This window comes from Haloferax elongans ATCC BAA-1513 (assembly GCF_000336755.1).
Lineage (GTDB): Archaea > Halobacteriota > Halobacteria > Halobacteriales > Haloferacaceae > Haloferax > Haloferax elongans.
Genome location: NZ_AOLK01000008.1, coordinates 15,035 through 39,789 on the forward strand (window position 1 = coordinate 15,035; position 24,755 = coordinate 39,789).

Annotated in this window: 25 protein-coding genes and 1 pseudogene; 8 read left to right on the forward strand and 18 right to left on the reverse strand. The window is 63.1% G+C overall.

Annotation, left to right across the window (positions count from 1 at the left end; genetic code table 11):
• Nucleotides 1–29: 29 nt before the first annotated feature.
• The 3 genes from C453_RS01795 to C453_RS01805 all read right to left on the reverse strand — a co-directional run bounded on the left by C453_RS01795 (nucleotide 30) and on the right by C453_RS01805 (nucleotide 3,477).
• Nucleotides 30–1,619 carry a tryptophan--tRNA ligase gene (locus tag C453_RS01795; protein WP_008322320.1) on the reverse strand — a complete coding sequence of 530 codons (1,590 nt, stop codon included), beginning with the start codon at nucleotides 1,617–1,619 and terminating at the stop codon, nucleotides 30–32.
• Nucleotides 1,616–2,635, reverse strand: coding sequence for a tRNA-intron lyase (gene endA / locus C453_RS01800; protein ID WP_008322321.1), 1,020 nt, complete (start codon nucleotides 2,633–2,635; stop codon nucleotides 1,616–1,618). Before endA ends, C453_RS01795 begins: the two co-directional genes overlap by 4 nt.
• A 110-nt stretch (nucleotides 2,636–2,745) precedes the next feature.
• A complete protein-coding gene (locus C453_RS01805; RefSeq protein ID WP_008322322.1) occupies nucleotides 2,746–3,477 on the reverse strand; it encodes an endonuclease NucS domain-containing protein in 732 nt (243 codons plus the stop codon).
• Between the two features lie 121 nt (nucleotides 3,478–3,598).
• Between C453_RS01805 and C453_RS01810 the strand changes: the two genes are divergently transcribed.
• The gene (locus C453_RS01810) at nucleotides 3,599–4,249 is read left to right on the forward strand and encodes an HAD family hydrolase (RefSeq protein WP_008322323.1); all 651 of its coding nucleotides are present in this window, start codon (nucleotides 3,599–3,601) and stop codon (nucleotides 4,247–4,249) included.
• A 7-nt stretch (nucleotides 4,250–4,256) separates the two neighbouring features.
• On the opposite strand, the pseudogene C453_RS20645 reads toward C453_RS01810, so the two are convergent.
• From C453_RS20645 to C453_RS01825, 4 genes and pseudogenes are all read right to left on the reverse strand, one after another.
• Nucleotides 4,257–4,373, reverse strand: a pseudogene (locus C453_RS20645) (eCIS core domain-containing protein); the annotation flags it as partial.
• Nucleotides 4,370–5,251 carry a hypothetical protein gene (locus tag C453_RS01815; RefSeq protein ID WP_008322324.1) on the reverse strand — a complete coding sequence of 294 codons (882 nt, stop codon included), beginning with the start codon at nucleotides 5,249–5,251 and terminating at the stop codon, nucleotides 4,370–4,372. The gene C453_RS01815 and the pseudogene C453_RS20645, both read right to left, overlap by 4 nt.
• Before the next feature lie 70 nt (nucleotides 5,252–5,321).
• On the reverse strand, nucleotides 5,322–6,824 hold the full coding sequence (locus tag C453_RS01820; RefSeq protein WP_008322325.1) for an eCIS core domain-containing protein: 1,503 nt from the start codon (nucleotides 6,822–6,824) through the stop codon (nucleotides 5,322–5,324).
• 205 nt (nucleotides 6,825–7,029) lie between these two features.
• Nucleotides 7,030–9,369, reverse strand: a complete 2,340-nt coding sequence (locus C453_RS01825; protein ID WP_008322327.1) for a DEAD/DEAH box helicase — start codon at nucleotides 9,367–9,369, stop codon at nucleotides 7,030–7,032.
• A gap of 603 nt (nucleotides 9,370–9,972) precedes the next feature.
• Here C453_RS01825 and lipA point away from each other — a divergent pair.
• The 5 genes from lipA (at nucleotide 9,973) to lpdA (ending at nucleotide 16,203) form a co-directional block, all read left to right on the forward strand.
• The gene (gene lipA / locus C453_RS01830; protein WP_049907460.1) at nucleotides 9,973–10,908 is read left to right on the forward strand and encodes a lipoyl synthase; all 936 of its coding nucleotides are present in this window, start codon (nucleotides 9,973–9,975) and stop codon (nucleotides 10,906–10,908) included.
• Between the two features lie 278 nt (nucleotides 10,909–11,186).
• Entirely contained in the window at nucleotides 11,187–12,293 is a 1,107-nt protein-coding gene (gene pdhA, locus C453_RS01835) for a pyruvate dehydrogenase (acetyl-transferring) E1 component subunit alpha (protein WP_008322330.1), read from the forward strand.
• Entirely contained in the window at nucleotides 12,290–13,273 is a 984-nt protein-coding gene (locus tag C453_RS01840) for an alpha-ketoacid dehydrogenase subunit beta (RefSeq protein ID WP_008322332.1), read from the forward strand. The genes pdhA and C453_RS01840 overlap by 4 nt, the downstream gene beginning before the upstream one ends.
• A gap of 3 nt (nucleotides 13,274–13,276) precedes the next feature.
• The gene (locus C453_RS01845) at nucleotides 13,277–14,776 is read left to right on the forward strand and encodes a dihydrolipoamide acetyltransferase family protein (RefSeq protein WP_008322333.1); all 1,500 of its coding nucleotides are present in this window, start codon (nucleotides 13,277–13,279) and stop codon (nucleotides 14,774–14,776) included.
• Nucleotides 14,776–16,203: a dihydrolipoyl dehydrogenase gene (gene lpdA / locus C453_RS01850; protein ID WP_008322334.1), complete on the forward strand. Its 1,428-nt coding sequence runs from the start codon at nucleotides 14,776–14,778 to the stop codon at nucleotides 16,201–16,203. Before C453_RS01845 ends, lpdA begins: the two co-directional genes overlap by 1 nt.
• A gap of 22 nt (nucleotides 16,204–16,225) precedes the next feature.
• Here lpdA and C453_RS01855 read toward each other — a convergent pair whose 3' ends face one another.
• The 4 genes from C453_RS01855 to serB all read right to left on the reverse strand — a co-directional run bounded on the left by C453_RS01855 (nucleotide 16,226) and on the right by serB (nucleotide 17,946).
• Entirely contained in the window at nucleotides 16,226–16,438 is a 213-nt protein-coding gene (locus C453_RS01855; protein WP_008322335.1) for a helix-turn-helix transcriptional regulator, read from the reverse strand.
• Nucleotides 16,435–16,851: a DUF2178 domain-containing protein gene (locus C453_RS01860; protein WP_049907461.1), complete on the reverse strand. Its 417-nt coding sequence runs from the start codon at nucleotides 16,849–16,851 to the stop codon at nucleotides 16,435–16,437. The genes C453_RS01855 and C453_RS01860 overlap by 4 nt, the downstream gene beginning before the upstream one ends.
• A 202-nt stretch (nucleotides 16,852–17,053) precedes the next feature.
• A complete protein-coding gene (locus tag C453_RS01865) occupies nucleotides 17,054–17,245 on the reverse strand; it encodes a hypothetical protein (RefSeq protein WP_007543866.1) in 192 nt (63 codons plus the stop codon).
• 50 nt (nucleotides 17,246–17,295) lie between these two features.
• Nucleotides 17,296–17,946, reverse strand: coding sequence for a phosphoserine phosphatase SerB (gene serB, locus C453_RS01870; protein WP_008322338.1), 651 nt, complete (start codon nucleotides 17,944–17,946; stop codon nucleotides 17,296–17,298).
• A 104-nt stretch (nucleotides 17,947–18,050) separates the two neighbouring features.
• On the opposite strand from serB, the gene C453_RS01875 reads away from it, so the two are divergent.
• Nucleotides 18,051–18,521, forward strand: coding sequence for a hypothetical protein (locus tag C453_RS01875; protein WP_049907462.1), 471 nt, complete (start codon nucleotides 18,051–18,053; stop codon nucleotides 18,519–18,521).
• A 36-nt stretch (nucleotides 18,522–18,557) separates the two neighbouring features.
• Here the strand turns inward: C453_RS01875 and C453_RS01880 are convergent, their stop codons facing one another.
• Nucleotides 18,558–19,223, reverse strand: a complete 666-nt coding sequence (locus tag C453_RS01880) for a DUF7504 family protein (protein WP_008322340.1) — start codon at nucleotides 19,221–19,223, stop codon at nucleotides 18,558–18,560.
• A 176-nt stretch (nucleotides 19,224–19,399) separates the two neighbouring features.
• On the opposite strand from C453_RS01880, the gene serA reads away from it, so the two are divergent.
• Nucleotides 19,400–20,977, forward strand: coding sequence for a phosphoglycerate dehydrogenase (serA, locus tag C453_RS01885; RefSeq protein ID WP_008322341.1), 1,578 nt, complete (start codon nucleotides 19,400–19,402; stop codon nucleotides 20,975–20,977).
• Nucleotides 20,978–20,981: 4 nt separating this feature from the next.
• Here the strand turns inward: serA and C453_RS01890 are convergent, their stop codons facing one another.
• The 6 genes from C453_RS01890 to C453_RS01915 form a co-directional block, all read right to left on the reverse strand.
• Nucleotides 20,982–21,491 carry a hypothetical protein gene (locus C453_RS01890; protein WP_008322342.1) on the reverse strand — a complete coding sequence of 170 codons (510 nt, stop codon included), beginning with the start codon at nucleotides 21,489–21,491 and terminating at the stop codon, nucleotides 20,982–20,984.
• A gap of 90 nt (nucleotides 21,492–21,581) precedes the next feature.
• Nucleotides 21,582–22,841: a threonine synthase gene (thrC, locus tag C453_RS01895; protein ID WP_008322344.1), complete on the reverse strand. Its 1,260-nt coding sequence runs from the start codon at nucleotides 22,839–22,841 to the stop codon at nucleotides 21,582–21,584.
• Nucleotides 22,842–22,923: 82 nt separating this feature from the next.
• Nucleotides 22,924–23,295 (reverse strand): helix-turn-helix domain-containing protein, encoded by a 372-nt coding sequence (locus tag C453_RS01900; RefSeq protein WP_007543876.1) that lies wholly within the window; start codon nucleotides 23,293–23,295, stop codon nucleotides 22,924–22,926.
• 89 nt (nucleotides 23,296–23,384) lie between these two features.
• Nucleotides 23,385–23,624 (reverse strand): hypothetical protein, encoded by a 240-nt coding sequence (locus C453_RS01905; RefSeq protein WP_008322345.1) that lies wholly within the window; start codon nucleotides 23,622–23,624, stop codon nucleotides 23,385–23,387.
• A 138-nt stretch (nucleotides 23,625–23,762) separates the two neighbouring features.
• Nucleotides 23,763–24,455 carry a DUF5828 family protein gene (locus C453_RS01910; RefSeq protein ID WP_008322346.1) on the reverse strand — a complete coding sequence of 231 codons (693 nt, stop codon included), beginning with the start codon at nucleotides 24,453–24,455 and terminating at the stop codon, nucleotides 23,763–23,765.
• 90 nt (nucleotides 24,456–24,545) lie between these two features.
• A complete protein-coding gene (locus C453_RS01915) occupies nucleotides 24,546–24,749 on the reverse strand; it encodes a hypothetical protein (protein ID WP_008322347.1) in 204 nt (67 codons plus the stop codon).
• Between the last annotated feature and the right edge of the window lie 6 nt (nucleotides 24,750–24,755).

Here is a 24,755-nt window from a genome sequence, read left to right on the forward strand (position 1 = left end):
CGAGTGGGTGCTTGCGAGCAGCCGCCTCGCTAATGCTCGGCGGCTACCCCTCGTCGCTCCGTCTCTAAGTCGATATCGAGCGAATCGAGGACTTCTTTCGCCTCTTCGCGCTTTTCCTGATGGTCTTCGAGGAATTCGCGCATCAGCGTCGCGGCCTGCTCCTTGCACCCGCCGCAGAGACGCTCTCCACCGACACATTCGTCGTAGACCTCCTTGGCGAATTCGTCGTCGTCGCCGGTCAGGAGGTACGCGTAGAGTTCGTAGACGGGACATTTGTCGGCCTCACCGCCGAGTTCGCGCTGCTCTTCGGCAGTGTCGCGGCCGCCGGTCGTGGCGGATTTGACCTTGTTGTAGCCGTCTTCGGGGTCATCGAGCAGCGAGATGTGACTCGCCGGAATCGACGAGGACATCTTGCCGCCCGTCAGGCCGGTCATGAAGCGGTGGTAGATGGACGACGGCGGGATGAAACCGTAGCCGCCGTGGTTGGCTTCGACCTCGCGGGCGAGTTCCTCGGCCTCCGCAACGTCGAGGTCGAAGGCATCGATGTGCTGGTCGTAGCGGCGCTTTTCGCCCTCGACATCCTCGATGAGCGCCTCGAACGCCTCGTCGGTCGCCTGTCGGGCGAAAAATCGGATGCGCCGGCGCAGTGGTTCCATCCCGGCGTTTTCGAGCTTCTCGACCGCCGAGTCACGAACCGACTCAGCCACGAGAACGCCGTGCTCGTCGAGGTCGGCGTCGGCGACCCAGTCAGCCGCTTCGCCGCACCGCGGCATGTCGGAGTCTTCGGCGTACTCCTCGCGGGCGTCGTAGGCGGCCGCGACGACCAGTCGTTCCGTGTCGTCGAGTTCGAAACTCGCGAACGCCTCGGTCACCTTGAAGAATCGCATCCGAGTCGTCAGGTCGCGAGCGAACCGAACGTGGGGGTCCTGGTCGGGGCCGACCGGGATGACCGTCGGTTGTGGCTCGTCCAACTGCGGGTAGAGGATGTCGGCCATCTGCGTGACGACCGACTGCATGTGCGAGATGTTGGTCTCGCCGTCGAAGCCGTAGATGGACTGGAACTCGGAGAAGTTGGCCTTCCCGCCGAGTTCGAAGGCGAGTCGCTGGAGGCGGTCGTTGTCCGACTGCCGGTAGAGTTCGCCCTCCTCGACGTCGAAGCCGAGCGCGATGAGCGACAGCAGGTAGTCGCGGCTGTGTTCGTTGATTTCCTCCCAGTCGATGCCGCGGGCAGAGTGAGCCTCCATGTCGGCGATGAGGCCGTAGGCGTCGCCACCCTGCTGTTGATGCCAGATTATCTCGTCGAAGACGAGTTTGTGGCCGATGTGGGGGTCGCCGGTCGGCATGAAGCCCGAGAGGACGGCGAAGTCGTCGCCGTCGCGCATGGCTTCGAGGACCGGCCGGTAGTCGCGGTGGCCGAAGATGACGCCGCGACGCATCAGATAGTGGGGGTTCGGAACCTCGTCGAGGACTTCGTCGAACTCCTCGATGCCGAACTCCTCGAACAACTTCCGGTAGTCGGCGATGGTCGACGAGCCCCACGGATCGAGAGCGACTTCGTCTGCTCCCTGTGCTGTACCGCCGTCGGTGCGGATTCGCTCCGCGGGTTCGTCTCGTGTCATGGCGTGAGCCGACTGACCGAAAGCCAGTCTATCTCTCCCTTGGCGTCGGTCAGCGCAAAAACCATTCGCTTGCGGACACCGCCGGCGAGTCGCACGTCCAGCGAGAGGTTCCGCGGGACGAACGTGTGGTCGGGCGTGACCACGCGCACGAGGAACTCGGAGTGCGAGAGGTCGTCGACCGTCTCGAAGTCCGTGTAGACACGGAAGTCGGAACCGAACTTGAACCCGCTTTTGGGGACCGTTCCGACCTCCCGAAGCACGGTGTAGACCGCCAGACGACGGTCGAATCGGTCGCCTTCGACTTCCCGGCCACGTTCGACGACTTCGTCGGCGTCGATGTCGAGTGCACCCTGTCGCGCGAGGTAGGCCGCTTCGAGAAGTGAGAGTTGAAGCGGGCCACTGTCGGCGTTGCGGCCGTAGAGTCGCTGGCCGAAGAAGCCGCCCTGATAGAGGCGGTCCACGCCGGTCGAGACCAGCGCACGGTCAGAGAGCAGGTCGGCGTCGAGGTCGGCCGGGAGGTCCTCCGCGGCCGTTCCCTCGGGCGAATCGCCCTCGGTGTCGAAGTACGTCAAGTCGCCGTCCTCGTCGACGATGGCGAGGACCACATCACCGAGCGAATTGACGGGAATCGGCTGGCGCTCGCCGACGACGCGAACGCGATACTCCACGTCGCCATCCCACGGGCCTTTCCCGCGGGGGTAGACGAGGAAGTCCGCTCCCGCCGGGTCGTCAACGCCCGGCCAGTCCTCGCGCGCAGGCGAGAGATAGAATCCCCGGTCGCGGAGGTCTTTGTACACGACGAAGTCGAGCGTGGTGCCAGTGTGGGCGAGGAGGTCGCGCAGGCCCATTCCGTCCACGCTGTCGATGTCGCCGCGAGACAGGAGATGTGCGGCTTCGACGGGCGCGACGTCGAGGTCGTTGCCACCTGTTGGTCGGCCGTACCCCCGTGAGTCGTAGAACCGCTGTCGGGCGTCGCCCGGGAGGTGGACGACACCGTCTTCGAGGCGTCCTTGCATACCCGATTCGGGGGCGGGCGACGACAAAGGGCCTGCGATGCGAGCGGCCGAGACCGGCGGAAGACCATGTCGCCATCGCCGGGACCACGGGCGGCGACGCGGATTCCCAGTCATGCGACCCCGCAGGTGGAATCGAGACACCGACGCCCGCGGGCGGTCTCGAATATCGGCAGGCCACACTCGCAGTCGTCCACGACGATACCCGCTGGGAGCGAGAATGCCGTCTCACATTCCGGGTAGGCGTCGCACCCGGTGAGCAGTCGCCCGCCGCGACGGATGATTCGCAGCGGCGACTCACAGTCTGGACAGGTCCACCCGCCGTCGAATCGGGCTTTTACGTGGTCGTCGAGCGGGTCGCACTGGCGGTCGATGCAGATGTCAAAAGCGGCCCCGCGCTCGACGCGCATCAGCGGGAGGCCGCAGTCGTCGCACGTCTCGTCGCGGACGGTCGCACCCGCGGGCAGCGAGAATTCGACGCCCGAATCGAGGGCCGTGACCGCCCCGCTGGTTCGGACGAGCGGCTCACCCGTCTCTGGATGGTTTCCGACCGGCACGCCCGCTTCACTTGCGGGGTACTCAGGTCGGCCGATAACGTCGTGGGACTCGACTGTGAGGACCTGTTCGCCCGCGCGGGCGACGAGACCGAACGACCCCGGCCCAGATTCGACCGTGAGCGAGTCGGCGCGAGTCAGCCACGCGACTGGCTGGTACCCGGAAGCGTCATGCACGAGGACGGTTCGGTCCGGTTTGGCCACGACGACGACGCGGCCGCGCTGGGTTCGCTCGCGTGACCCTTCGAAGTGGACGGTACAGTCACCGGCAAATACCCGGATAGATTCCATGGGCGGGGGTGGTCCCGAATTCGGGTTTGAACCTTCGCGCGAAGGTTGATGTACGAAAGCGAGCGGGCTGAGCCATGCCGCGGCACGAAGGCCTTTGGTCGGCCGCGCCACAGGGCGAGGTATGGACGCGAACGTAGTGCTGTTCGACATGGACGGCGTGTTGGTCGACTCCGAGCAGTACTGGCACGCCTTCGAGGACGACTGGGTGTTCGCCGAGGCCATCGAATCCGGCGACCCGGCCCACGAGGAAATCACGGGGATGAGCTTCCGCGAAATCTACGACTATCTCGACGCGGAGTACGGAACGACCGTCACCAAAGAAGAGTTCATCGAGGCGTACAACGAGAACGCGGTCGACCTCTACGGCGAGAAGGTCGTCCTGATGGACGGCGCGGAAGAACTCTTTTCGGACCTCCGCGCGGCGGGTACGAAGGTCGCTATCGTCTCGTCGGCCCCGCAGGACTGGATTTCGACCGTCCGCGAGCGCTTCGACCTCGACCCTCTCGACCTCGTGCTCTCTGCCGACGACATCGACGAGCCCGGAAAACCGGAGCCACACATCTACGAAGCAGCCGCCGAAGAACTCGGCGTCGCACCCGAAGACTGCATCGTCGTCGAAGACTCGGTCAACGGCATCGAGGCGGCCGTACGGTCGGGCGCGTACACCATCGCCTACCGCGGCGATCAAAACGCAGACTTGGACCTCTCTCGGGCGGACGAAATCGTAGACGGGCCAGAAGAGTTGCGGACGGCGTTACTCGGCGAGGCGTGAATTGAACGGGTGACGGCGGGTCGTACTCGCCGTGGTTGAACGCGATGTGGTTGCCGACGGTAAACGCCTAGGCGTTGATATCCTCACACGCTTTCGCACCAGTCGAACGAGGGTGGATGCTCACAGATACTGGTCGAGTTGCATTGGTATCGGTGGCGTGTAGCCGGGGATATCTGCTTCGTGGTTGAAGTACTCTGGATAGAAGTCGAAGTGGTAGTATTTACCAGTGTACTTGTCTTTGCCCGGTCCGAGAATACGGTACTGTGCCGGTGGTTCGACACCCATCCCGATGTAACAATCTCGAATCTGGCAGATGAGGTTGTTTACGATGTAGAGGCCATAGAACTCCGGCGTCAATTCCGTCGGGAACAGTTCGATACAGGCGTCGGGGTCCCGTTCGAACGGGTCGTCACTTTCGATGATTCGGTCTTCGTTTGTGTCCTCGAAGTACCGAGTGTGAACCCCCGAGACGCCCTCGATAGTGAGGTCGGTCAGCGACCGATCATCAAGCAGCGAAGACGCCTTCGAGAAGAAGTTCTGGCTGTCAGTCGTGACCAGTTCTTGGATGGTCTGCTCGGTGAGTACCTCTGATCCAGCCTGCCGGACCTCTTGTTGGATCGTTTCGAGGTCTTGGTTCAGATACACGTGCTGATGATAGACGATGAACTGCTCGTTGTAGACTTCCTCTGGAAGGTCCAACGCCGGTTCAACGTCAGCAAGGTCACGGCTGCCGACTTGTCGACACAGGGTCTCGAAGTACTCCTCAAACTCCGCTTGGTCGAGGTCGAGGAGAGCTAACAGAACACCCGCGATACGGTCCGGGTTTTCCGAGGCTGGAACCGTGTCGTAGCCCTTCTCGCGGTAGACGTGATAGCGGGCGAATCGGCGGGCTTGGGAGAACCGATCATCCTCCTTGTTTGTGCGCTTTTTTGGATTGTCTGGATAGTCCTTACACTGGTGAGCAAGGATTTCACCATCAAACCCAACACCTATTCGATGCACTACTCCATCTTGGTCTACAACACGGAGACCAAACCCCTGGTCATTTTCTTTTTTTATTTCTGCGTTCATATTACCAACTCAAGATACCAGATTCGTCCTCTTTAGCGGCGTCTTCCTCACGCTGTTCATCTGTCTCATCATCACGACCAAGGAGAGAATCAATTCCCTTGTCGAAGAGGGACTTCCCACCACTGAGCAGCCCTTTGACACCTGTTTCAGTGGCCATACCCACAGCACCACTGAATACCAGCGCACTGAGTCCAGCGGCGGCAACTTCTGGGTTCGACATCATCACATCTCCGAGCGGCCCCAGCATATCGACAGCTGTGTGCCCCTCTTGGATGCCCTGTGTCATCGTCTCTTGCGTTGCGGCCCGTCCTGTGGATCCAACGCCAGTTCCAATCAACCCGGCTGCCATCGTCTGTGCCTTCTCGCCGAGCCCTGTATGTACTTCGTCGTGGAGACTGCTCAGATGATCGGTGGCATCGTCAAGCTGTGTTTCGTGGGCTTCCAACGTGGAAGCGTTCTCCTCAATTTTCGTATTGAGGTTCTGCTGGACGTTGGACAGTCCCTCGTTGTTCTGTTTGGTGCGTTTTTCGTTGGCTTGCACCTGCTGTTCGAGTTCGACGACCCGCTTCGAGAGTTCGTCAGCCGACAGCGTCTCGTGTGTGGGCTCACTCGTCCCCGGCGTCTGCCAGTCATCTTTGGTAGCGCGCCGAGACCCGTGGTACCCTTTCGCCGCCCGCTGAACGTGTACGTCGGACTGCTGCATCCGATGAACACCGATTTTACCGCCACGCATCACGCGCTCGGCGGTTTCCTCGGCTTCACGCTCTAAGCGCGGGTCAGGGTCAATCTCTAATTCACCTTGCTGCGGGAGCATCGACACCGCCCCACCAGTCTGCTGGCGCACGTGCGCCAACTCGTGGGCCAGTACGTGCTGTCCCTCCGGCGACGACGGGTCGTACTCGCCGTGGTTGAACGCGATGTGGTTGCCGACCGTGAACGCCCGGGCGTTGATGTCGTCACACGCTTTCGCAGCACTCGGACCGGTGTGAATCCGCACGTCGCCCAGGTTGTCACCCATACGCTCTTCCATCGCGCGCTGGATGCTCGCGTCGAGCTGTTGGCCGGGCGACGAAATCACGTCCCGAACGCTATCGGGGACTTGCGCGTCACCGGCTTTGGACGCCTCGTGATGCGCGTTGCGACTACGCTGGACAGACTTGGCGTTCCGGCGCTCGATATCTTTCGGTACCTCGGCTGGGCGTTCTTCCTGACGCTCGCGGAACTGTCGCATGTCCCGCGGCTTGCCCATCGTGTCCACAGTCATGCCTTCGTCGGCCCACTGCCGAACCTGGCTCGCGCCGTGACTCTGGACGAGGCGCTGAATCTGAACGTCCATTCCGGGGCGATACATCTCCAAGCCGAACCGTCCGGCAGCGTCCTGTGCGGTCGGCGACCCACCACCGCGCTGACTGCGGTCGGAACCACCCGTTAGCTCTTGAATCGACGGGACGACCGAGGACTGTTGGCCCTCGCTCGTCTTCTCTTTCGCAGAGCGAAATCCCATCTTACCACCGACTTGATAGCCATCCTATATATTGTTTGTTGCTTGAATGAAGTCTTAAAATATATCTCTCGAACTGGGAGTGATGAGACACGTCCAGTCGGAAGACACCGTCTGGTACACGTAGACACCATCTGGTACACGTGGCGTTCACCGCGGCTCGCGAGCCATTCAGAAAACCCAAGCAAGACAGTGGAGTGGCCGACGCCTACTCCACCTGAACCGTCCGCGTCTCCCGAACCGGGAGCAACGGCAGGTCGGGGAAGGTGACTTCGACGGCGAACTCCAGTTCGTCGTCAGTCGCGCCGAAGACGCCCACCGGGACGGCCACCTCGTCGGTGAGATAGCACTCTTTGTCCGACATCTCGACGCCGTTGACCGTGACGCGGATACCGACTTTCCCGCCGCCAGCGGTGTTCGTGACCCAAATCTCGTGCATATCGCTCTCGCCGCGGGCAACCGAATCGGGGAACGCACCCCAGTCGATTTCCGGCGCAGGGAGGTCCTTCGCACTCTTGACGACGCGTTCTGCGACTCCCTGCGAGAGGCCCGCGCGGGTGAGTTCCTTCACACCGGCATCGACCACGTCGGTCGGCGAGGCGAGACCACCGGTTGCGAGTTTTCTGGCGCGTCGAGGGCCGATTCCGTCGACGGCAGTGAGGGCTGCGGCCTCGCCGCTGACGCCGTGGTCGACCCGGGCTTCGACGCGGCGGGCGAGGTTGGCGGCGCGGGCGTCGGCGAACGTGTCGAGGAACTCGCGGAGCGCCGAGAGGAGTCGCAGCGCGTTCTGGCGGATGACCCACGCGTCGCTTCTGAGTTCGCTCGGCGTCGAGTTGGCCATCCCGGCGTGGAGGATGGCGAGGACCTTCTGCGGCCCGCCGTCGAGTGACGTGGAGACACCGGTGAGAACCGAGTCGATAGCGTCTACCTCGGATTGGCGAGCAGAGACTTGTCGGAAGTCGGCGGCACCGGCCACGGCTTCGAGGATGTCGTCCGCCGTGATTCGGTCGCGGTTCGCCACCTCGGCGAATCTGGTCGCGGTCCCGAGCCGGAGGTAGTACTTCGAGGTGAGTCGGCCGAGTTGGGTCGCGTCGATTGCGAGGTCGTCGTTCATCTCGACGAAGCCGCGAGACACCAATCGGTCGAGAACGTCGCGGACGCGCGAGCGAAGGTCTTCGAAGTCGTAGGCGCTCGGGTTCGACTGCGCCCGGCGGTAGTAGAACGTCGTCTCCAACCACGACAGCACGTCGTCGAGGTCGCGGATGGTCCCCATCGCGATTTCGGCGTTGAGGTGCGAATCGAGGTCTTCGGCGAGTCGGGACTCGATTTCCTTGCCTTCGCGGAGGAGACGGCGGTACTTGTTCTGGTCGGCGTGGTCGCAGACGACCCACCCGTAGCCGACATCGTCGTAGCCGGGGCGACCGGCGCGCCCGAGCATCTGGAGGATGTCGAGCGGCGAGATATCGACCTCGCCCTCCAGCGGGTCGTGGTGTTTCGTGTCGCGGATAACGACACACCGGGCGGGGAGGTTCACGCCCCACGCGAGCGTCGACGTAGAGAAGAGGAGCTGAATCTTCCCCTCCTTGAACCACTCTTCGACGGCCTCGCGGTCCTCCCGCGACAGTCCAGCGTGGTGGAAGCCGACGCCGTCTAAGACGCCTTTTCGGAGGGAGTCGTTTCCGAGTTCCTTTGCCTCGTTGTGGAAGTCGTAATCGCCGCGCGCGCCGATTGGCACGTCGCGTTTGGCGAGTTCGTCGCGGGCTTTCCCGGCCGCACGGACCGCGTCCTGCCGCGAGGAGACGAACACGAGGGCCTGTCCGTCGTCGCGGATATGTGGCTCGGCGAGGTCGAACGCCCGGTAGAGACGGCGATACTTGTCGGCGAAGGAGTTCTCGCCGTGGGTGTAGGTCTTGACGCCCGCGTGGAGGTCGACGGGACGGTAGTCGTCGCCGAACTCGAAGGTGGTCTCGTCGGGCGCGTCCAACCACGCCGCCACGTCGTCGATGTTCGGCATGGTCGCCGAGAGCGCCACGATGCGCGGGTCGCAGATGCGACGCATGCGCGAGACGGTGACTTCGAGGACGCCACCGCGAGTCTCGGAGTCCAAGAGGTGGACCTCGTCGATGACGACGCAGTCCACGTCCGTGATGAACGAGTAGCGCGCCGAGTCGTGTTTTCGCGTCGCCGAGTCGGTCTTCTCGGGCGTCATGACGAGGATGTCCGCGCGCGCCGCGCGCCGCGGGTTCAAATCACGCTCGCCGGTGACGACGTAGACGGAGTAGCCCAGTTCCTCGAAGCGTTCCCACTCGGACTCCTTTTCGGTCGTCAGCGCGCGGAGGGGCGCGATGAAGAGCGCGGTCCCCTCGTCGCGGAGCGTGCGACAGATGGCGAGTTCGGCGAGCGCCGTCTTCCCGCTTGCCGTGGGCGCGGACGCGACGACGTTGTGGTCGGTCTCCAAAATGGCCGGAAGCGCCTCGCGTTGCATCTGGTTGAACTCGTCGAACCCGAAGGCGTCGGCGAACTCGGGGATGGCTTCGACGACCTTCACGAGATGCACCTCCACAGTCGTGTCGGCGGTGAGGGCGAGACGGAGACGAGAGTCATACTGGAAGCCGAGTCGTCCGGGGGGAAAGGCGTTTCTCCATCTAGCGGCGACGCTCGGCGACGCTCGGCGACTGGTACGAAAAAGAACAGCCAGCGGGACAGCGCTGCACAGTGGGGTTGGGCTCCGGGGGCGGAGTAGTCGAGTGGCGATACGGGGACAGTTCAGGGTCGTCGGGGCCGACAGTCGCTTACGCAGCGACGGTGAGAGCGGCGATGAACGACCACTTCGTACCCGCGGTGGCCTCGTGCTTCTTCGATTCGGCCTTCGACAGGTCGCGGCGGTGTTTCCAGTTCATACTACTCCAAAATATTTACTCGAATATAAGTTTTTCAGTCAAGTGATACATCTAGCACGGTTTTACATGGACTATGGTCGAAAGTTGTGATGAATTTGAGTCGAACGTTTACTTTTCCGTGACTGTAGTATTCATTTGAACGCTTATTCGGTTGGTGTGGTAGCATCGAACACGGCGACAGATTCCCCGCCAGCATCGGGGCGACGGGGTAATCCCTCACGTTTTTGCCGGGGCGGGCGAAAGAACTGGGCATGCGCACGAGGCGGAAGCCCGATTGGTTGAAGATGCGGCCTCCCTCGGGCCAGCGCTTCACCGACATCAAGTCCACGCTCCGCGACCGAAACCTCAACACGGTCTGCGAGGAAGCGAACTGTCCGAACCTCGGTGAATGTTGGAGCGGCCGCGACGGGCCGGGCACGGCGACGTTCATGCTCATGGGCGACCGGTGCTCCCGCGGCTGCAACTTCTGTGACGTCCAGACCGGCGGGATGGAAGCCCTCGACCCCGACGAACCGGCCAACGTCGCCGAGGCGGTCGCCGAAATCGGTCTCGACTACGTCGTGTTGACCTCCGTCGACCGCGACGACCTCCCCGACCAGGGTGCGAGCCACTTCGCGGAGACGATTCGGGAGATAAAACGCCGCGACCCCGGGATTCTCGTCGAAGTGTTGATTCCCGACTTCCAGGGTGAACCGGAACACGTTCGGAAGATTATCGACGCCGAACCGGACGTTATCGCCCACAACATCGAGACGGTCGAACGGCTCCAGTGGCCGGTTCGTGACCGCCGCGCCGGGTACGAGCAATCGCTGTCGGTCCTCCAGCAGGTCACTGACGAATCCGATATCCACACGAAAACGTCCATCATGCTCGGTCTCGGCGAGTACCACCACGAGGTGTACCAAACCCTGTCTGACCTCCGCGAGGCCGACGTGGACATCGTCACGTTCGGGCAGTATCTCCAACCGTCGCGCACGCACCTCGACGTGTTCGAGTACGTCCATCCCGACGTGTTCGAGACGTGGCGACGAGTCGCCGAAGACGAACTCGACTTCCTGTACTGTGCGTCCGGCCCGATGGTCCGGTCGTCGTACAAGGCGGGCGAACTGTTCGTGGACGCACTCCTCCGTGAGGGGTCGTCTGTCGAAGAGGCCCGGCAGGCGGCGCGTGCGGCCGCTGGTCAGTAACTATCACGAAACCTGACTGTCAGCGATACCAATCGCTCTCCGCAGGTCACATGACTTGTGCTATTTTCTGGATATTTCCGATTATTCCTCGGAGATGTGCGGGTTCACGCTAACGACCATCAGGAAGAATCGTTTAGAAGTCAAGATGTCCAATTTTCTCGCGTGTGGGTTTACATAGCACGACCGCGAGCGCGATAATCCGAGTTAAAGTAAATTATATACGAAAACAATATAACGGCGGCGGGTGTCGATTTTGCTATGAACAGGAGGGTTCTCCCGTGAGCGTGCTTCAACGTGACCCACAGGACCAAGTACGAGTCCTCGACGAGGACGGCTCTGTCGTCGGCGATGTACCCGACATCGACGACGAGACCATGGTCGAGATGTATCGCTACATGCGACTCGCCCGCCACTTCGACACGCGGGCGGTGAGCCTCCAGCGACAGGGGCGGATGGGAACGTATCCACCGCTGTCGGGACAGGAAGGTGCCCAAATCGGCAGTGCCGTCGCACTCGCCGAAGACGACTGGATGGTCCCGAGTTACCGCGAACACGGTGCGGCACTCGTTCGGGGCCTTCCACTGAAGCAGACGCTGCTCTACTGGATGGGCCACGAGAAGGGGAACAAGATGCCCGAGGGCGCGAACATCTTCCCGCCCGCGGTCCCCATCGCGTCGCAGATTCCCCACGCGACGGGCGCTGGCTGGGCGCTCAAACTCCGTGAGGAAGCCGACAAGGCGGTCATGTGTTACTTCGGTGACGGTGCGACCTCCGAAGGTGACTTCCACGAAGGGCTGAACTTTGCAGGCGTCTTCGACACGCCGAACGTCTTCTTCTGTAACAACAACCAGTGGGCAATCTCCGTTCCGCGTGAGCGCCAGACGGCATCCGAGACCCTCGCAGAGAAGGCAGTCGCCTACGGCATCGACGGGATTCAGGTCGACGGCATGGACCCACTCGCGGTCTACGCCGTGACGCAGGCGGCCCTCGACAAGGCCAAGAACCCGCAGGAAGACGAGTGCCGGCCGACGCTCATCGAGGCGGTCCAGTACCGCTTCGGCGCACACACCACCGCGGACGACCCGACGGTCTACCGCGACGACGAGGAAGTCGAGAAGTGGAAGGCGAAGGACCCGATTCCGCGACTCGAAACGTTCCTCCGCGAGACAGGCCGACTCGACGACGAGTCTGTCGACGCCATCGAGGCCAGCGTCAAAGAGCAGGTCGCAGACGCCATCGACGCGGCCGAGTCCGAGCCGCGTCCGGACCCGAGTGAGATGTTCGAGTACGCCTACGCCGAGATGACCCCCGAGGTCGAGGCACAGTACGAGGAGTTCCAGGCACTCCACGAGAAGTTCGGCGACGAAGGATTCCTCCGAGAATGACGGAACAGAACCTTACTATCGTACAGGCAGTACGGGACGGTCTCTACACCGAAATGCAGCGCGACGACGACGTGTTGGTCATGGGCGAAGACGTCGGCAAGAACGGCGGCGTCTTCCGCGCGACCGAAGGCCTCTGGGACGAGTTCGGTGACAACCGCGTCATCGACACGCCGCTCGCCGAATCCGGTATCATCGGGACAGCCGTCGGGATGGCCGCGATGGGCCTCAAGCCCATTCCGGAGGTTCAGTTCTCCGGCTTCATGTACCCCGGATACGACCAGATTATCAGCCACATGTCGCGGTTCCGCACCCGGACCCGCGGGCGTTACACGCTCCCGATGGTGCTGCGCGCCCCTTACGGCGGTGGCATCCGCGCGCCGGAGTCGCACTCCGAGTCCAAGGAGATGTTCTACGCGCACGAGGCCGGTCTGAAGGTTGTCATCCCCTCGACCCCGTACGACACGAAGGGGCTTCTTATCTCCGCGATTCGCGACCCCGACCCAGTCATCTTCCTCGAACCCAAACTCATCTACCGCGCCTTCCGCGGTGACGTTCCCGAAGACGACTACACGGTCCCCATCGGCGAGGCGGCCGTCCGCAGAGAAGGGACTGACGTGTCGGTGTTCACCTACGGCGCGATGACTCGGCCGACGCTCGAAGCGGCCGAGAACCTCGCAGAGGAGGGCATCGACGCCGAGGTCATCGACATGCGAACCATCTCGCCGCTCGACCGCGAGGCCATCGTCGAATCGTTCAAGAAGACCGGCCGTGCGGTCGCCGTCCACGAGGCACCGAAGAACGGTGGCCTCGGAGCCGAGATTACGGCGACGGTTCAGGAAGAAGCGCTTCTCTACCAGGAAGCACCCGTAAAGCGCGTCGCAGGCTACGACGTTCCGTACCCGCTGTACGCACTAGAGGACTACTACCTCCCGTCCGTGGCCCGCGTCGAAGAAGGAATCCGCGAAACTGTGAACTTCTAACCAATGCCCCTCGAAGAATTCAAACTCCCCGACGTTGGCGAAGGCGTCGCAGAAGGCGAACTCGTAACGTGGCACGTCTCCCCCGGCGACGAAGTAACCGAAGACCAAGTGCTCGCCGAGGTCGAGACCGACAAGGCACTCGTCGACGTGCCGTCCCCGTTCAACGGGACGGTCAAAGAACTGCTCGCCGAGGAAGGCGAGATGGTTCCCGTCGGCAACGTCATCATCACCATTCAGGTCGGTGACGACGCCGACGTCGAAGAGACGGCCGAACCCGAGCCAGAAGCCGAGTCCGAACCAGAAGATGCAGAAGACGACGGCGAATCCGGCGGTCGCGTGTTCGCACCGCCGAGCGTCCGACGTCTCGCCCGCGAACTCGGCGTCGACCTCTCGACTGTCGACGGTTCCGGCCCGAGTGGCCGCGTGACTGAAGGTGACGTTCGTGCAGCCGCCGAGTCCGAATCCGAGGCAGCGGCGGAGACGACCGACGAGAGTCCGCGCTCCATCGAGAGCAACGGACAGACAGCGGTCCAGTCCACCGAAAGCGCCGCCGTGACGACCGAGAGCGCCGACCGCGACAAGACGCTCGCCGCGCCTGCGACCCGAGCGATGGCAGAGGAGAAAGGCGTCGACATCAACGCCGTTCCCCCGTCCGAGACCCGCGACGGACAGGCGTTCGTCTCTCCCGAAGCCGTCCAAGAGTACGCCGAAGCACAGCAACAGGCGCAGGCAGCAGACGCACAGGCCGTCTCCGCCGAGCCCGAGGCTGGCACCGCGAGCGCCGAGACGGCCGACACCGGTCCCGTCGCTGGCGAGCGCATCCCGTTCAAGGGCGTCCGCAAGGCCATCGCCGACCAGATGCAGCAGTCGAAGTACACCGCGCCGCACGTCACGCACCACGACGAAGTGGACGTGACGGAACTCGTCGAACTGCGCGAGCAGCTCAAGCCCGTCGCCGCCGAGCAGGACACGAAGCTCACCTACATGCCGTTCGTGATGAAGGCGGTCATCGCGGCGCTGAAGGACTTCCCGTACATGAACTCGCAACTCGACGAGGAGAACGAGGAAATCGTCCTCCGCGACGAGTACAATATCGGCGTCGCGGCCGCGACGGACGCCGGTCTCATGGTCCCGGTCGTCGACGAAGCCGACCGCAAGGGCATGCTCGAAATCGCCGACGAGATGAACGAACTCGTCGACAAGGCCCGCAACCGCAAGATTTCGCCCAGTGAGATGCGCGGCGGTACCTTCACCATCACCAACATCGGCGGCATCGGCGGCGAGTACGCCACGCCCATCATCAACTACCCAGAAGTGGCAATCCTCGCCGTCGGAGCCATCAAGGATAAGCCACGGGTGATTGACGGTGAAATCGTGCCACGCAAGGTTCTCACGCTCTCGCTGTCGTTCGACCACCGCATCGTCGACGGTGCACAGGGTGCTCGCTTCACGAACCGTATCAAGGAACTGCTCGAAGACCCCAAGCTGTTGGTGCTCGAATAATGGTCGTCGGAGACATCGCGACTGGAACCGACGTACTGGTCATCGGTGCCGGACCGGGCGGCTACGTGGCCGCCATCCGCGCCGCACAGCAGGGCCTCGACACCACGCTCGTCGAGCGCGACGCCTACGGTGGGACCTGCCTGAACTACGGGTGTATCCCCTCGAAGGCGCTCATCACGGGCTCCGACCTCGCCCACGAGGCGGGCCACGCCGAGGAGATGGGTATCCACGCCGACCCCGTCGTCGACATGTCGCAACTGCGCGACTGGAAAGACGGCGTCGTGGACCAACTCACCGGCGGCGTCGAAAAGCTCTGTAAGGCAAACGGCGTCAACCTCGTCGAAGGAACCGCTCGGTTCAAAGACGAAAACGCCGTCCGCATCGCCCACGGCGGCGAAGGACAGGGTTCGGAGACCATCGAGTTCGAACACTGTATCATCGCCACCGGGTCGCGCGTCATCCAGATTCCCGGCTTCGAGTTCGAAGACGAACACGTGTGGTCCTCCCGCGACGCCCTCGCGGCCGACTCCATCCCGGACCGCCTCGTCGTCGTCGGCGGCGGCTACATCGGCATGGAACTGTCCACGACGTTCGCCAAACTCGGCTCCGACGTGACCGTCGTCGAGATGCTCGACGACATCCTGCCGGGCTACGAGTCCGACGTCGCCCGCGTCGTCCGCCAACGCGCCGAAGACCTCGGCATCGACATGCACTTCGGCGAAGGCGCGAGTAGCTGGCGCGAAGAAGACGATGGCATCATCGTCACGACCGAACTGGAAGGCGGCGACGAAAACGAGTACCGCGCCGACAAGGTGCTCGTCGCCGTCGGCCGCGAACCGGTCGCCGACACGATGGAACTCGAAAACGCCGGCATCGAGACCAACGAACGCGGCTTCATCGAAGTCGACGACTTCCGCCGGACCGACACCGAGAACATCTACGCGGTCGGTGACGTCGTCGCCGACACGCCGATGCTCGCCCACGTCGCCTCCAAAGAAGGCATCGTCGCCGCCGAGCACATCGCCGGCGAACCGGTCGCCTTCGACAGTCAGGCCGTCCCGGCCGCCGTCTTCACCGACCCCGAAATCGGCACGGTCGGCATGACCGAAGACGAGGCAGAAGAGGCTGGCTTCACGCCCGTCGTCGGCCAGATGCCCTTCCGCGCATCCGGCCGCGCGCTCACCACGGGCCACGCAGACGGCTTCGTGCGCATCGTCGCCGACGAGAACTCCGGCTTCGTCCTCGGTGCCCAAATCGTCGGCCCCGAGGCGTCCGAACTCGTCGCCGAAGTCGCACTCGCCATCGAGATGGGTGCGACGCTCGAAGACATCGCCTCGACCATCCACACCCACCCGACGCTCGCCGAAGCGGTCATGGAGGCCGCCGAGAACGCGCTCGGACAGGCGATTCACACGCTGAACCGATAGAGTCAGCAAAAAGCGTCTTTTTTTACGCGGTCGAATCAGCGTCGAGTTCCGGGTCGAAGAGGTCCTCGACGCGACACTCGAAGTACGCGGCGAGTTTGAACGCCAGTTCCAGCGAGGGGTCGTACCGCTCGCGTTCGATGGCGTTGATAGTCTGTCTCGTGACGCCGACCGCTTCCGCGAGTTCTCCCTGACTCAGATTCCCGTCCTCGCGGTGCGACCTCACGGAATTGTTCATGGCCGGTATCGAACCCAAAAGAGGCTCAGACCGAAGATGACGAACACCGAAATGTAGCCGTACAGCGCGCCGGAGACCATCGGCGGAACCTCGACCAGACCGAGGTGCGTTCCGAGCCGGGCGGTCGACGCGCCGACGACGAGGAGCGCCCCGGTGAGCGTCATCGTGAGTTGACTCGCCCGCCGGTCGATTGCTTTGTCTCGCTCGTCGAAGAGCGTAACCGAGGTACCCTTCCAGACGACGAGTGCGGCGACGATGCCGACCCAGTAAATTGCTTCGCTGAGGACGTGATAGTCGAGGAATCGAAGCCCGAGACCCACGGCGACGCCGCCGCCGAGGAACACGTACATCAGGTACCGATACCGTCGCTGCTTGGAGAGCCGAGGTGTCGAAGTCTGTTGGACCTGCGTCATGGCTGTGCGTAAAGCACCATGTGTAAAGGGTGCTTTACAGTAAAGGATGCTTTACACACCCACTTAGTCGTTTCCCCGACAGGTTCGAAAAGAGAGGCAGAAAGAGAGACGCATCGCTCGCGTGTCTACACTGTCGAAAACAGCACTGCAGTCACCCAGCCGTCTCTACGGACCGCCCTCGCCTCCGTTCAGTCGTCGCTCTTCACTCGTTTTCTAACCACCACAGTCCTAACATCGTCCCCACCACTGCCACGGTGGCGGGAATCGATTTATCGATGCCCAGCGTTCGGAAGTCGAAGAGGACGACCCCCTCGAACTGGGCGGCGAGTGCGAGGGCTACGAAGACGAACCCCGCCACCCATAGCTCGGGTGTATTCACGTCGCTAATTGACATGAAATCCGATACGATTCGGAGTGTGATAAATGTTAGCAGAGTTCAGCCAATCAGGCGTCGTCGGCGTCGAGGATGTTGTAGCCCTCGAACACCTTTCCGAGTCGGTCCATCGAGGAGACGACTACGTCACAGGCCGGGCGAACGGCATCTTTCGGGACGAATCCGACCGAGAGTCCGGCGATTTCGAGCATGGGCAGGTCGTTCGCGCCGTCGCCGACCGCGACGGTGCGGTCGAGTGGGACGTCGTGGTCGGCGGCGTAATTTTCGAGCGCGGTGTCTTTCGTTCCCTCGATGAGCGAGCCTTCGACGTCGCCGGTGAGACGACCACCCTTCACGGGCAGGCGGTTCGAGACGATATCGTCGACTTCGACCCCCTCTTTTTCGAGTGCGCGCTGGACGCCGCGTTCGAACCCACCGGTGAAGATGGCGACGTGGTGGCCGTAGTCGCGGAGACGCTGGATGAGGTCGGCCGCGCCCGGGCGGAGTTCGACCTCGCCGTAGGCCTCCTCGGCGAGTTCCTCTTCGAGCCCTTCGAGCAGGCGAGCGCGCGAGCGAAGACTCTCCGCGTAGCTAATCTCGTCGTTCATGGCGCGTTCGGTGATATCGGCCATCTCGTCGGCGGTGCCGTTTCGTCGGCCGAGCAACACGGTCATCTCCGAGTCCGAGAGCGTGCCGTCGAAGTCGAAGGCGATGATTCGCATATCTGTCCGTCGGACGCGTGGGGTTTCAAAGCTTCCGCGTCGGCAGAATCGGCGGGCTGGAACGACGGCGAATCTATTTACCGGTCGTCTTCTTGACAGACACTATGGGCGACTCTCACGATGCAGAGCACGAGACACTCCGCGAGGTCGAAGCCGACCTGACCGAGGACTTCGAGGACCTCGACGACGAGGCCGACGGCGAGGCCGACGACGGGTCTACCTATCCGCTACAGGAGTTCATTCGCGGACTCCGAGAGGCAGATGACGCAGACGTGCGGGCAGTCGGTCAGTACGACGGCGAAGACTACGAGTTGCTCTACTTGCGACCCGACGTCGACGCGCAACTCGACGACGAGGCCCGGGTGGCCCGGGTGAAGAGCCTCGTAATGAAAGCGCTCGGCGAACCCATCTCCGACCCAGTCTTCGAGGATTACGGCAAACTGAACGCTGCCATCCGGTGGTACGACGAGGCAGTGGTCGCCATCTATCCCTACGACGAGTGGTCCGGCGTGATTGCGACGTTCGACCGGGCGAATTCGCCGCTCGTCAACCTCGCGTTAGAGCACCTCGAATAGCACGATATCGCTGCGGCATGGCGACCGGACGCGAACCTAGATTCGAAGCGGCGTCCACGACTTCGGTCCCTCGTCGAGACCGCGGACTTTGTACTCCGGGTCGCCGTCAGTCTCACGAGTCTCGACGAACGCATCGAACGGCTGTTTCAACAGTGCCAGGTCCTGGTCGTCGATAAATCCAGTATCGAGCGTGAAGACTCCGGAGAACCCGGCTGCTGCGATGCGGCCGGTAACCACGTGAAGGAACTGAAACAGGCGCTTCAGGTCGGTGTACATGACGAGCGTCGAAAGCACGTGCAGTCCAACAGAGGCCGAACGACTGTCCTCGTAGTGCTCTCGAAGCGCCTCAGTCAGGTGGATACCGATACCGGTCAAGTCGCCGGGACTGGAAACGTACCGGAGGCTGCCGGGAGCAGACCGCTGTTCGAGCAGGTCCGCGACGCTTGTCGTGTCGATGACCTCGTATCGCTCGGGTGCCTCACCGCGGAGGTGTTCGAGTTCACGAGTGATGTTCGGTGCGGGTTTTTTCGTCGTTACGACGACTGTCCCCGAATCTGTTTGCTCCTTCTCGGCGAGCATCGAGAGCATCAGTCGGCGCTTTTTCGTCATCGTCGGGCCGACGATGAGGACCGAGCCAGAGTCGGGAAGTGACGGCCCGTCGGGCAACTCAGCCGACGATGAGTCCTCGGGACGTAAGCTCATTTAGGTACACTACTACGGAAACGTGCATAATACTACTGAGTGAAAATACCGAGCCGCGCACCCCAGACTTGTGAGGAGGTTCGGAAGCTACACCAAAAATCGTGTTAGACACTCACACTGTCACGAAAACGGCCGTTGTGACAACTCTTAACCTACATGAGTAACTCCGTACGCGCATGAAGGTACTCGTCACAGACCCGATTGCCGACGCGGGTCTGGACCGGTTACGAGAGGCCGGTTACGAGGTAGAGACCGCCTACGATGTCGAAGGTGACGCACTGCTCGAAGCCGTCTCCGACGCGAACGGACTCATCGTCCGCTCTGGAACGCAGGTCACGTCCGAAGTACTCGAGGCGGCACCTGACCTCGTCATCGTCGGTCGTGCCGGAATCGGCGTCGACAACATCGACATCGACGCGGCGACCGAACACGGCGTCATCGTCGCCAACGCGCCCGAGGGGAACGTCCGCGCGGCCGCCGAACACACCGTCGCGATGGGCTTCGCCGCCGCTCGCTCGATTCCGCAGGCACACGTCCGCCTGAAAGACGGCGAGTGGGCCAAGTCCGACTACCTCGGCAACGAGGTCAACGGCAAGACCCTCGGCGTCGTCGGCCTCGGCCGCGTCGGCCAGGAAGTCGCCAAGAAGTTCGCGTCGCTCGGGATGGACATCGTCGCCTACGACCCCTACATCGGCCAAGAGCGCGCCGAGCAACTCGGTGCAGAACTCGTCGACTTCGACGACTGTCTCTCCCGCGCCGACTTCCTCACCGTCCACACGCCGCTGACGCCCGAGACTGAGGGCCTCATCTCCACCGACGAACTGGAGACGATGGGAAGCGGCTACCTCATCAACTGCGCCCGCGGTGGCGTCGTCGACGAGGCGGCCCTCGCGCAGGCAGTCGAAGACGGCGTCCTCGACGGCGCGGCGGTCGACGTGTTCGCCGACGAACCCGTCTCGGCCGACAACCCGCTTCTCTCTGTGGACGACGTCGTCGTCACGCCGCACCTCGGTGCGTCCACCTCGGCAGCACAGGAGAACGTCGCCGTCTCGACGGCCGACCAAGTCGTCGCCGCGCTCCGCGAGGAGCCGGTGATGAACGCGCTCAACGCGCCCTCGGTCGACGAGAGCGCCTTCCCGCGCATTCGCCCGTACATCGACATCGCAGAGACCGCCGGCAAGATTGCCGCCCAACTTCTCGATGGCCGTATCGGCGAAGTCGAAGTCAGCTATCAGGGCGACATCGCCGCCGAAGACGTCGAACTCGTCACGGCATCCGCGCTGAAGGGCGTCTTCACGCCGCTCGAATGGCAGGTCAACGCCGTCAACGCTCCGCAGATTGCGAAGGAACGCGGCATCGACGTGACCGAGTCGAAGTCCCGCCAGTCGGAGGACTTCCAGAGTCTCGTCGAGGTCACCGTCCGCAACGGTGACGAAGAGATGACCATCGCCGGAACGCTCTTCGCGGGCGAGGACCCGCGTATCGTCCGCATCGACGGCTACCGCCTCGACGCGATTCCGCACGGCTACATGCTGGTCGCACGCAACTACGACAAGCCGGGCGTCATCGGCTTCATCGGCACCGTCCTCGGCGAAAACGACGTCAACATCGCCGGGATGTTCAACGCTCGTCGCGCGAAGGCCGGCGGCGAGGCACTGACCGTCTACAACCTCGACGATGAGATTCCAGACGACGTCCGCGAAAAGCTCCTCGGCGATGACCGCATCATCGACGTGGACGTCATCACGCTCTGAGCGGTCAGTAGAGTCCCACAGCCGACAGCACGTGGGCCATCACGCGTTCAGGAAGCGACTGCGGGGAGGTCTGCCGACGCGTCCGTGACTCCTTCTTTGGAGACTGCTTCGACGGCCGCTTCAGAGACGCATTGCTCGATGACGCCCTCGATTGGAGTTCGCTGACGATTCGTTCGTAGCGGTCGATGACGTCCTGCTTGTCCTCGTAGGCCGCTTCGAGTTGCGCCTTGAGTTGAGCGTTGGTCTCACGGAGCGCCTCGTTCTCGCGGCGGAGTGACCTCGCATCCGTGGTGGCTGGCGCAGTTTTGGACGACCCAGACGGCTGCGACGCGGTGTGGGCTGCTCCGACGGACGAACCGGCGTCGGCGGGTGCGGTGCTGGAAGCTGGTTCTCGACGGTGCGTCACGGTGGACTCGGCCGTGGTGTCACTGGATTCCGACCCGTCCAGTGGGTACGTTCGCGACCCGGTCCCGTCCCGACTCACGGTTCCGGTCGGCATGCTGGTGAGCGACATCGTGTGGCACAACGTACCACAGAATCAAAAGGATATGTCAGACGCACAACTGACGTGCGTCCGCTGAGGTCTCCCGTCAGTCCGTGCCGACTACTCGGCGAGGTGGTCGAGCACCGCGTCAGTGTCGTTCGGAACAGGTTCGGGGTCGTCGCCCGCCTCGAACGCCGCATCTGGGTCCTTCAGCAGGTGGCCGGTCGTGAGACAGACGACCTGCTCGTCTTCCCCGACGACACCCTCGTTTCGGAGCTTTCGCAGGCCCGCGACCGAGGCGGCAGAGGCGGGTTCGACGCCGACGCCCTCCGCCGCGAGGTCGCGCTGGGCCTCGGTGATTTCCTCGTCGGAGACCGACACGGCCGTGCCGCCGGTCTCGCGGATGCCGGGCAGCGCCTTCGGCGCGTTGACCGGGTTGCCGATGCGAATCGCGGTGGCTTTCGTCTCGACGTCGTCCCAGCGCTGCGTGTCGTCCCACCCGTTTTCGACGGCCTCGACCATCGGCGCAGCACCCTCTGCCTGCACGCCAGTCAGTTTCGGCACCTCGTCGGCGTCGAGCGCGCCCGACTGGACGAGTTCGCGGAACGCCTTGTAGAGCGCCGAGGTGTTGCCCGCGTTGCCGACAGGGAGGACGATTCGGTCCGGGTAGGTGCCGTAGTCCTCGTGGAACTCTTCGAGGATTTCGAGGCCGATTGTCTTCTGGCCTTCGAGACGGAAGGGGTTCAGCGAGTTGAGGAGGTACACCTCGCCGCGCGCCGCGAGGTCCTGGACGATGTCGAGACAGGAGTCGAAGTTACCGTCGACTTCGAGGATGCGCGCGTCGTGAAGCGCGGCCTGCGCGATTTTCCCGGCCGCGACCTTCCCGGACGGGAGGAGCACGAGCGTCTCCATCCCGCCGCGAGCGCCATAGGCTGCGAGCGCCGCCGAGGTGTTCCCGGTCGATGCACAGGCGAGGCGGCCGACGCCGAGTTCCTTGGCGACGCGCACGCCGACTGTCATCCCGCGGTCCTTGAACGACCCGGTCGGGTTCATTCCCTCGTGTTTGATGCGGAGCGTCTCGACGCCGACAGCCGCTTCGAGGCGCGGGACTTCGTGCAGCGGGGTCGCGCCCTCGGGGAGGGAGACGCCCTCCTCGAACGGGAGCGCGGCGTTGTAGCGCCAGACGCCGCGGCCTTCGAAGTCGTCCCAAGTCGGGGGGGTCGCGTAGCGAACTTCGAGGAGTCCGTCGCAGTCGTCGCAGGTGTAGCGGACGTCCTCGAACGGCGCGAACTGTGCGCCGCACTCGATACATTCGAGCCAGGTGCCATCGTCGGCGACGGATGGCTCCTCGGGGGTGGGTGCCGTGAGTTCGAGGCTCATTGCTCGGGCGGTGGCACCAGAAGGATAAAAGCGGGTGGGTTCGGGCGGCACCTGCCGAGCCGCTTTTCGAAACTACGCGCGGCTACGACTCGCCGAACGCCTCGATGCGGGCGTGAACGTCCTCTGCCCAGTCGTCGAGGGCGGCGTGCATCATCTCTTTCGCCTCCGGGAGCGGCGTCGCCGTGTACTGGTAGACGTATCCACCGGGGTCGAGAAGTCGGCGTTTCCGTTCGGCGAGTCCCTTGTCCAGAAGCGTCGTCAGCGAGCGGTTGACGTTGCTGCGGTCGCGGTCGAGAACCTCCGACAGTTCCGCGACAGTGCTTCCGGGATTGTCGAGGAGTGCAAGATACGTCCGACTCTCGTGGCTCTGGATTCCGAAGACGCACGCGAGGACGTGCCCGAAGTTCGGGTCATCAGTGTCCATGAGGTCGTCCATATCCGGTGCATCGGCCATGCACAGCTGTACGGGGTGCGGCGGATTAAAGCCTCACCTAGAGGCGAATCGACTGCACCCTCACACTCGCCTCCGACCAACGCTCCCGACTACTCGTCTTTGGCGTACCCCATGTTCATCACGCACGTCCGCATCCCGTCTTCGTCTTCGTGTTTGTGGAGTGTCGTCGGCGTGTCGCAGTAGAAGACAGACCCGTCGTGACGGAGCGTCACCTCGTGGACACCGCCGAGCATCTCGGTTTTGACGACGACGCGGTGACCCTCACGGAGCGCATCGAGAATCTCGTCAGCCGTCAGTTCCCCGGATTCGATTCGAAGCGGTTCGGGCATACCACATCCATCACGGCCGAGCGGTATCAGTATTGTCGAACCAAAACACCAGTGCGCGAGAAAAACCAGACCGCGGCCGGGCGACACAACCCTGTGGAGCCACCCGCGGACCGTCGTCCCACCGGGCTGGGCGAGCCGTCAGTTCGTCGTCGACTTCGAGTCCTTGTTTTGGTCTGTCACCGGCGTCTCGACGCCCTCGACGGCCTCCGCGACCTCAGTCTCTTTTTCGGTGTCGATGTGCCAGCGGTCGACCTCGTCTTCGAACTGCTTGAGCGTCTCTGAGACCTGTTCTTTCAGGTGGTCGTCGTTGACGTTCACCTCGAAGACGAACTCCTCGTCGCCCGTCCCGCGACCGACCTGCTGGATGTTGGCGCTGACGAGTTCGTTGTCGAAGTAGTACGGCGCGAGTTGCGTCATCACCTTCCGGTAGACGGTGTCTTCGACCTTCCGAAGCGCCTTCCGCCCGACCGAGTCGGCCGCGCGGGCGACGTAGTTGATGGAGTCTTGCCACGACTCGACGGCAGCCTCGTTGTCTCCCTCCTCGACCTTCTCGTACGAGCGAGACAGCTTCTCGCCCGCCGATTTGAGGTCGTCGTTCGGTGTCTTCCCCGCCTTTTCTCCCTCGCCTTCGGCGACGCTGGCTTGCTGGGCCGTCTTCTCGTTGACGTCCTCGCCAAGTCGCTCGTGAGACTTGGGTCGCCACTCGTTCCAGTCGCTGAAGGCGTCTCCCTCGACGCCGGCATCGTGGAGTGCGCGGGTGATTCGCTCCCCGTGTTCCACGACTTCGCCCCAGGAACCGCGGCGCTTGAACCCGGAGATGCTCTCTTCCATGTCGTTGTCGGAGGTAGGTGCCCCACAATAAAAACTCTCCGAGGGGACTTGTCGTGTTGGCGTGCTATCGTGTTCCGAGAGTCGCGTTCCTCACCTGTAGATAATCCGCTCGGCGAGTGCGTCGAGGCGCTTCAAAATGCCTTCGAACCACGCTGACGGCGACACAGCCCGGAGTTCGGACTCGTCGAGTTCGATTCGCTCGTCGCCGAAGGGGTCGTGACCCTCGCTTCCGGCCGCATCGGCGACGGTGGTCATCGAACACCGACCGCACGCCTCCCGTTTCGACCCTGTCATACGGTG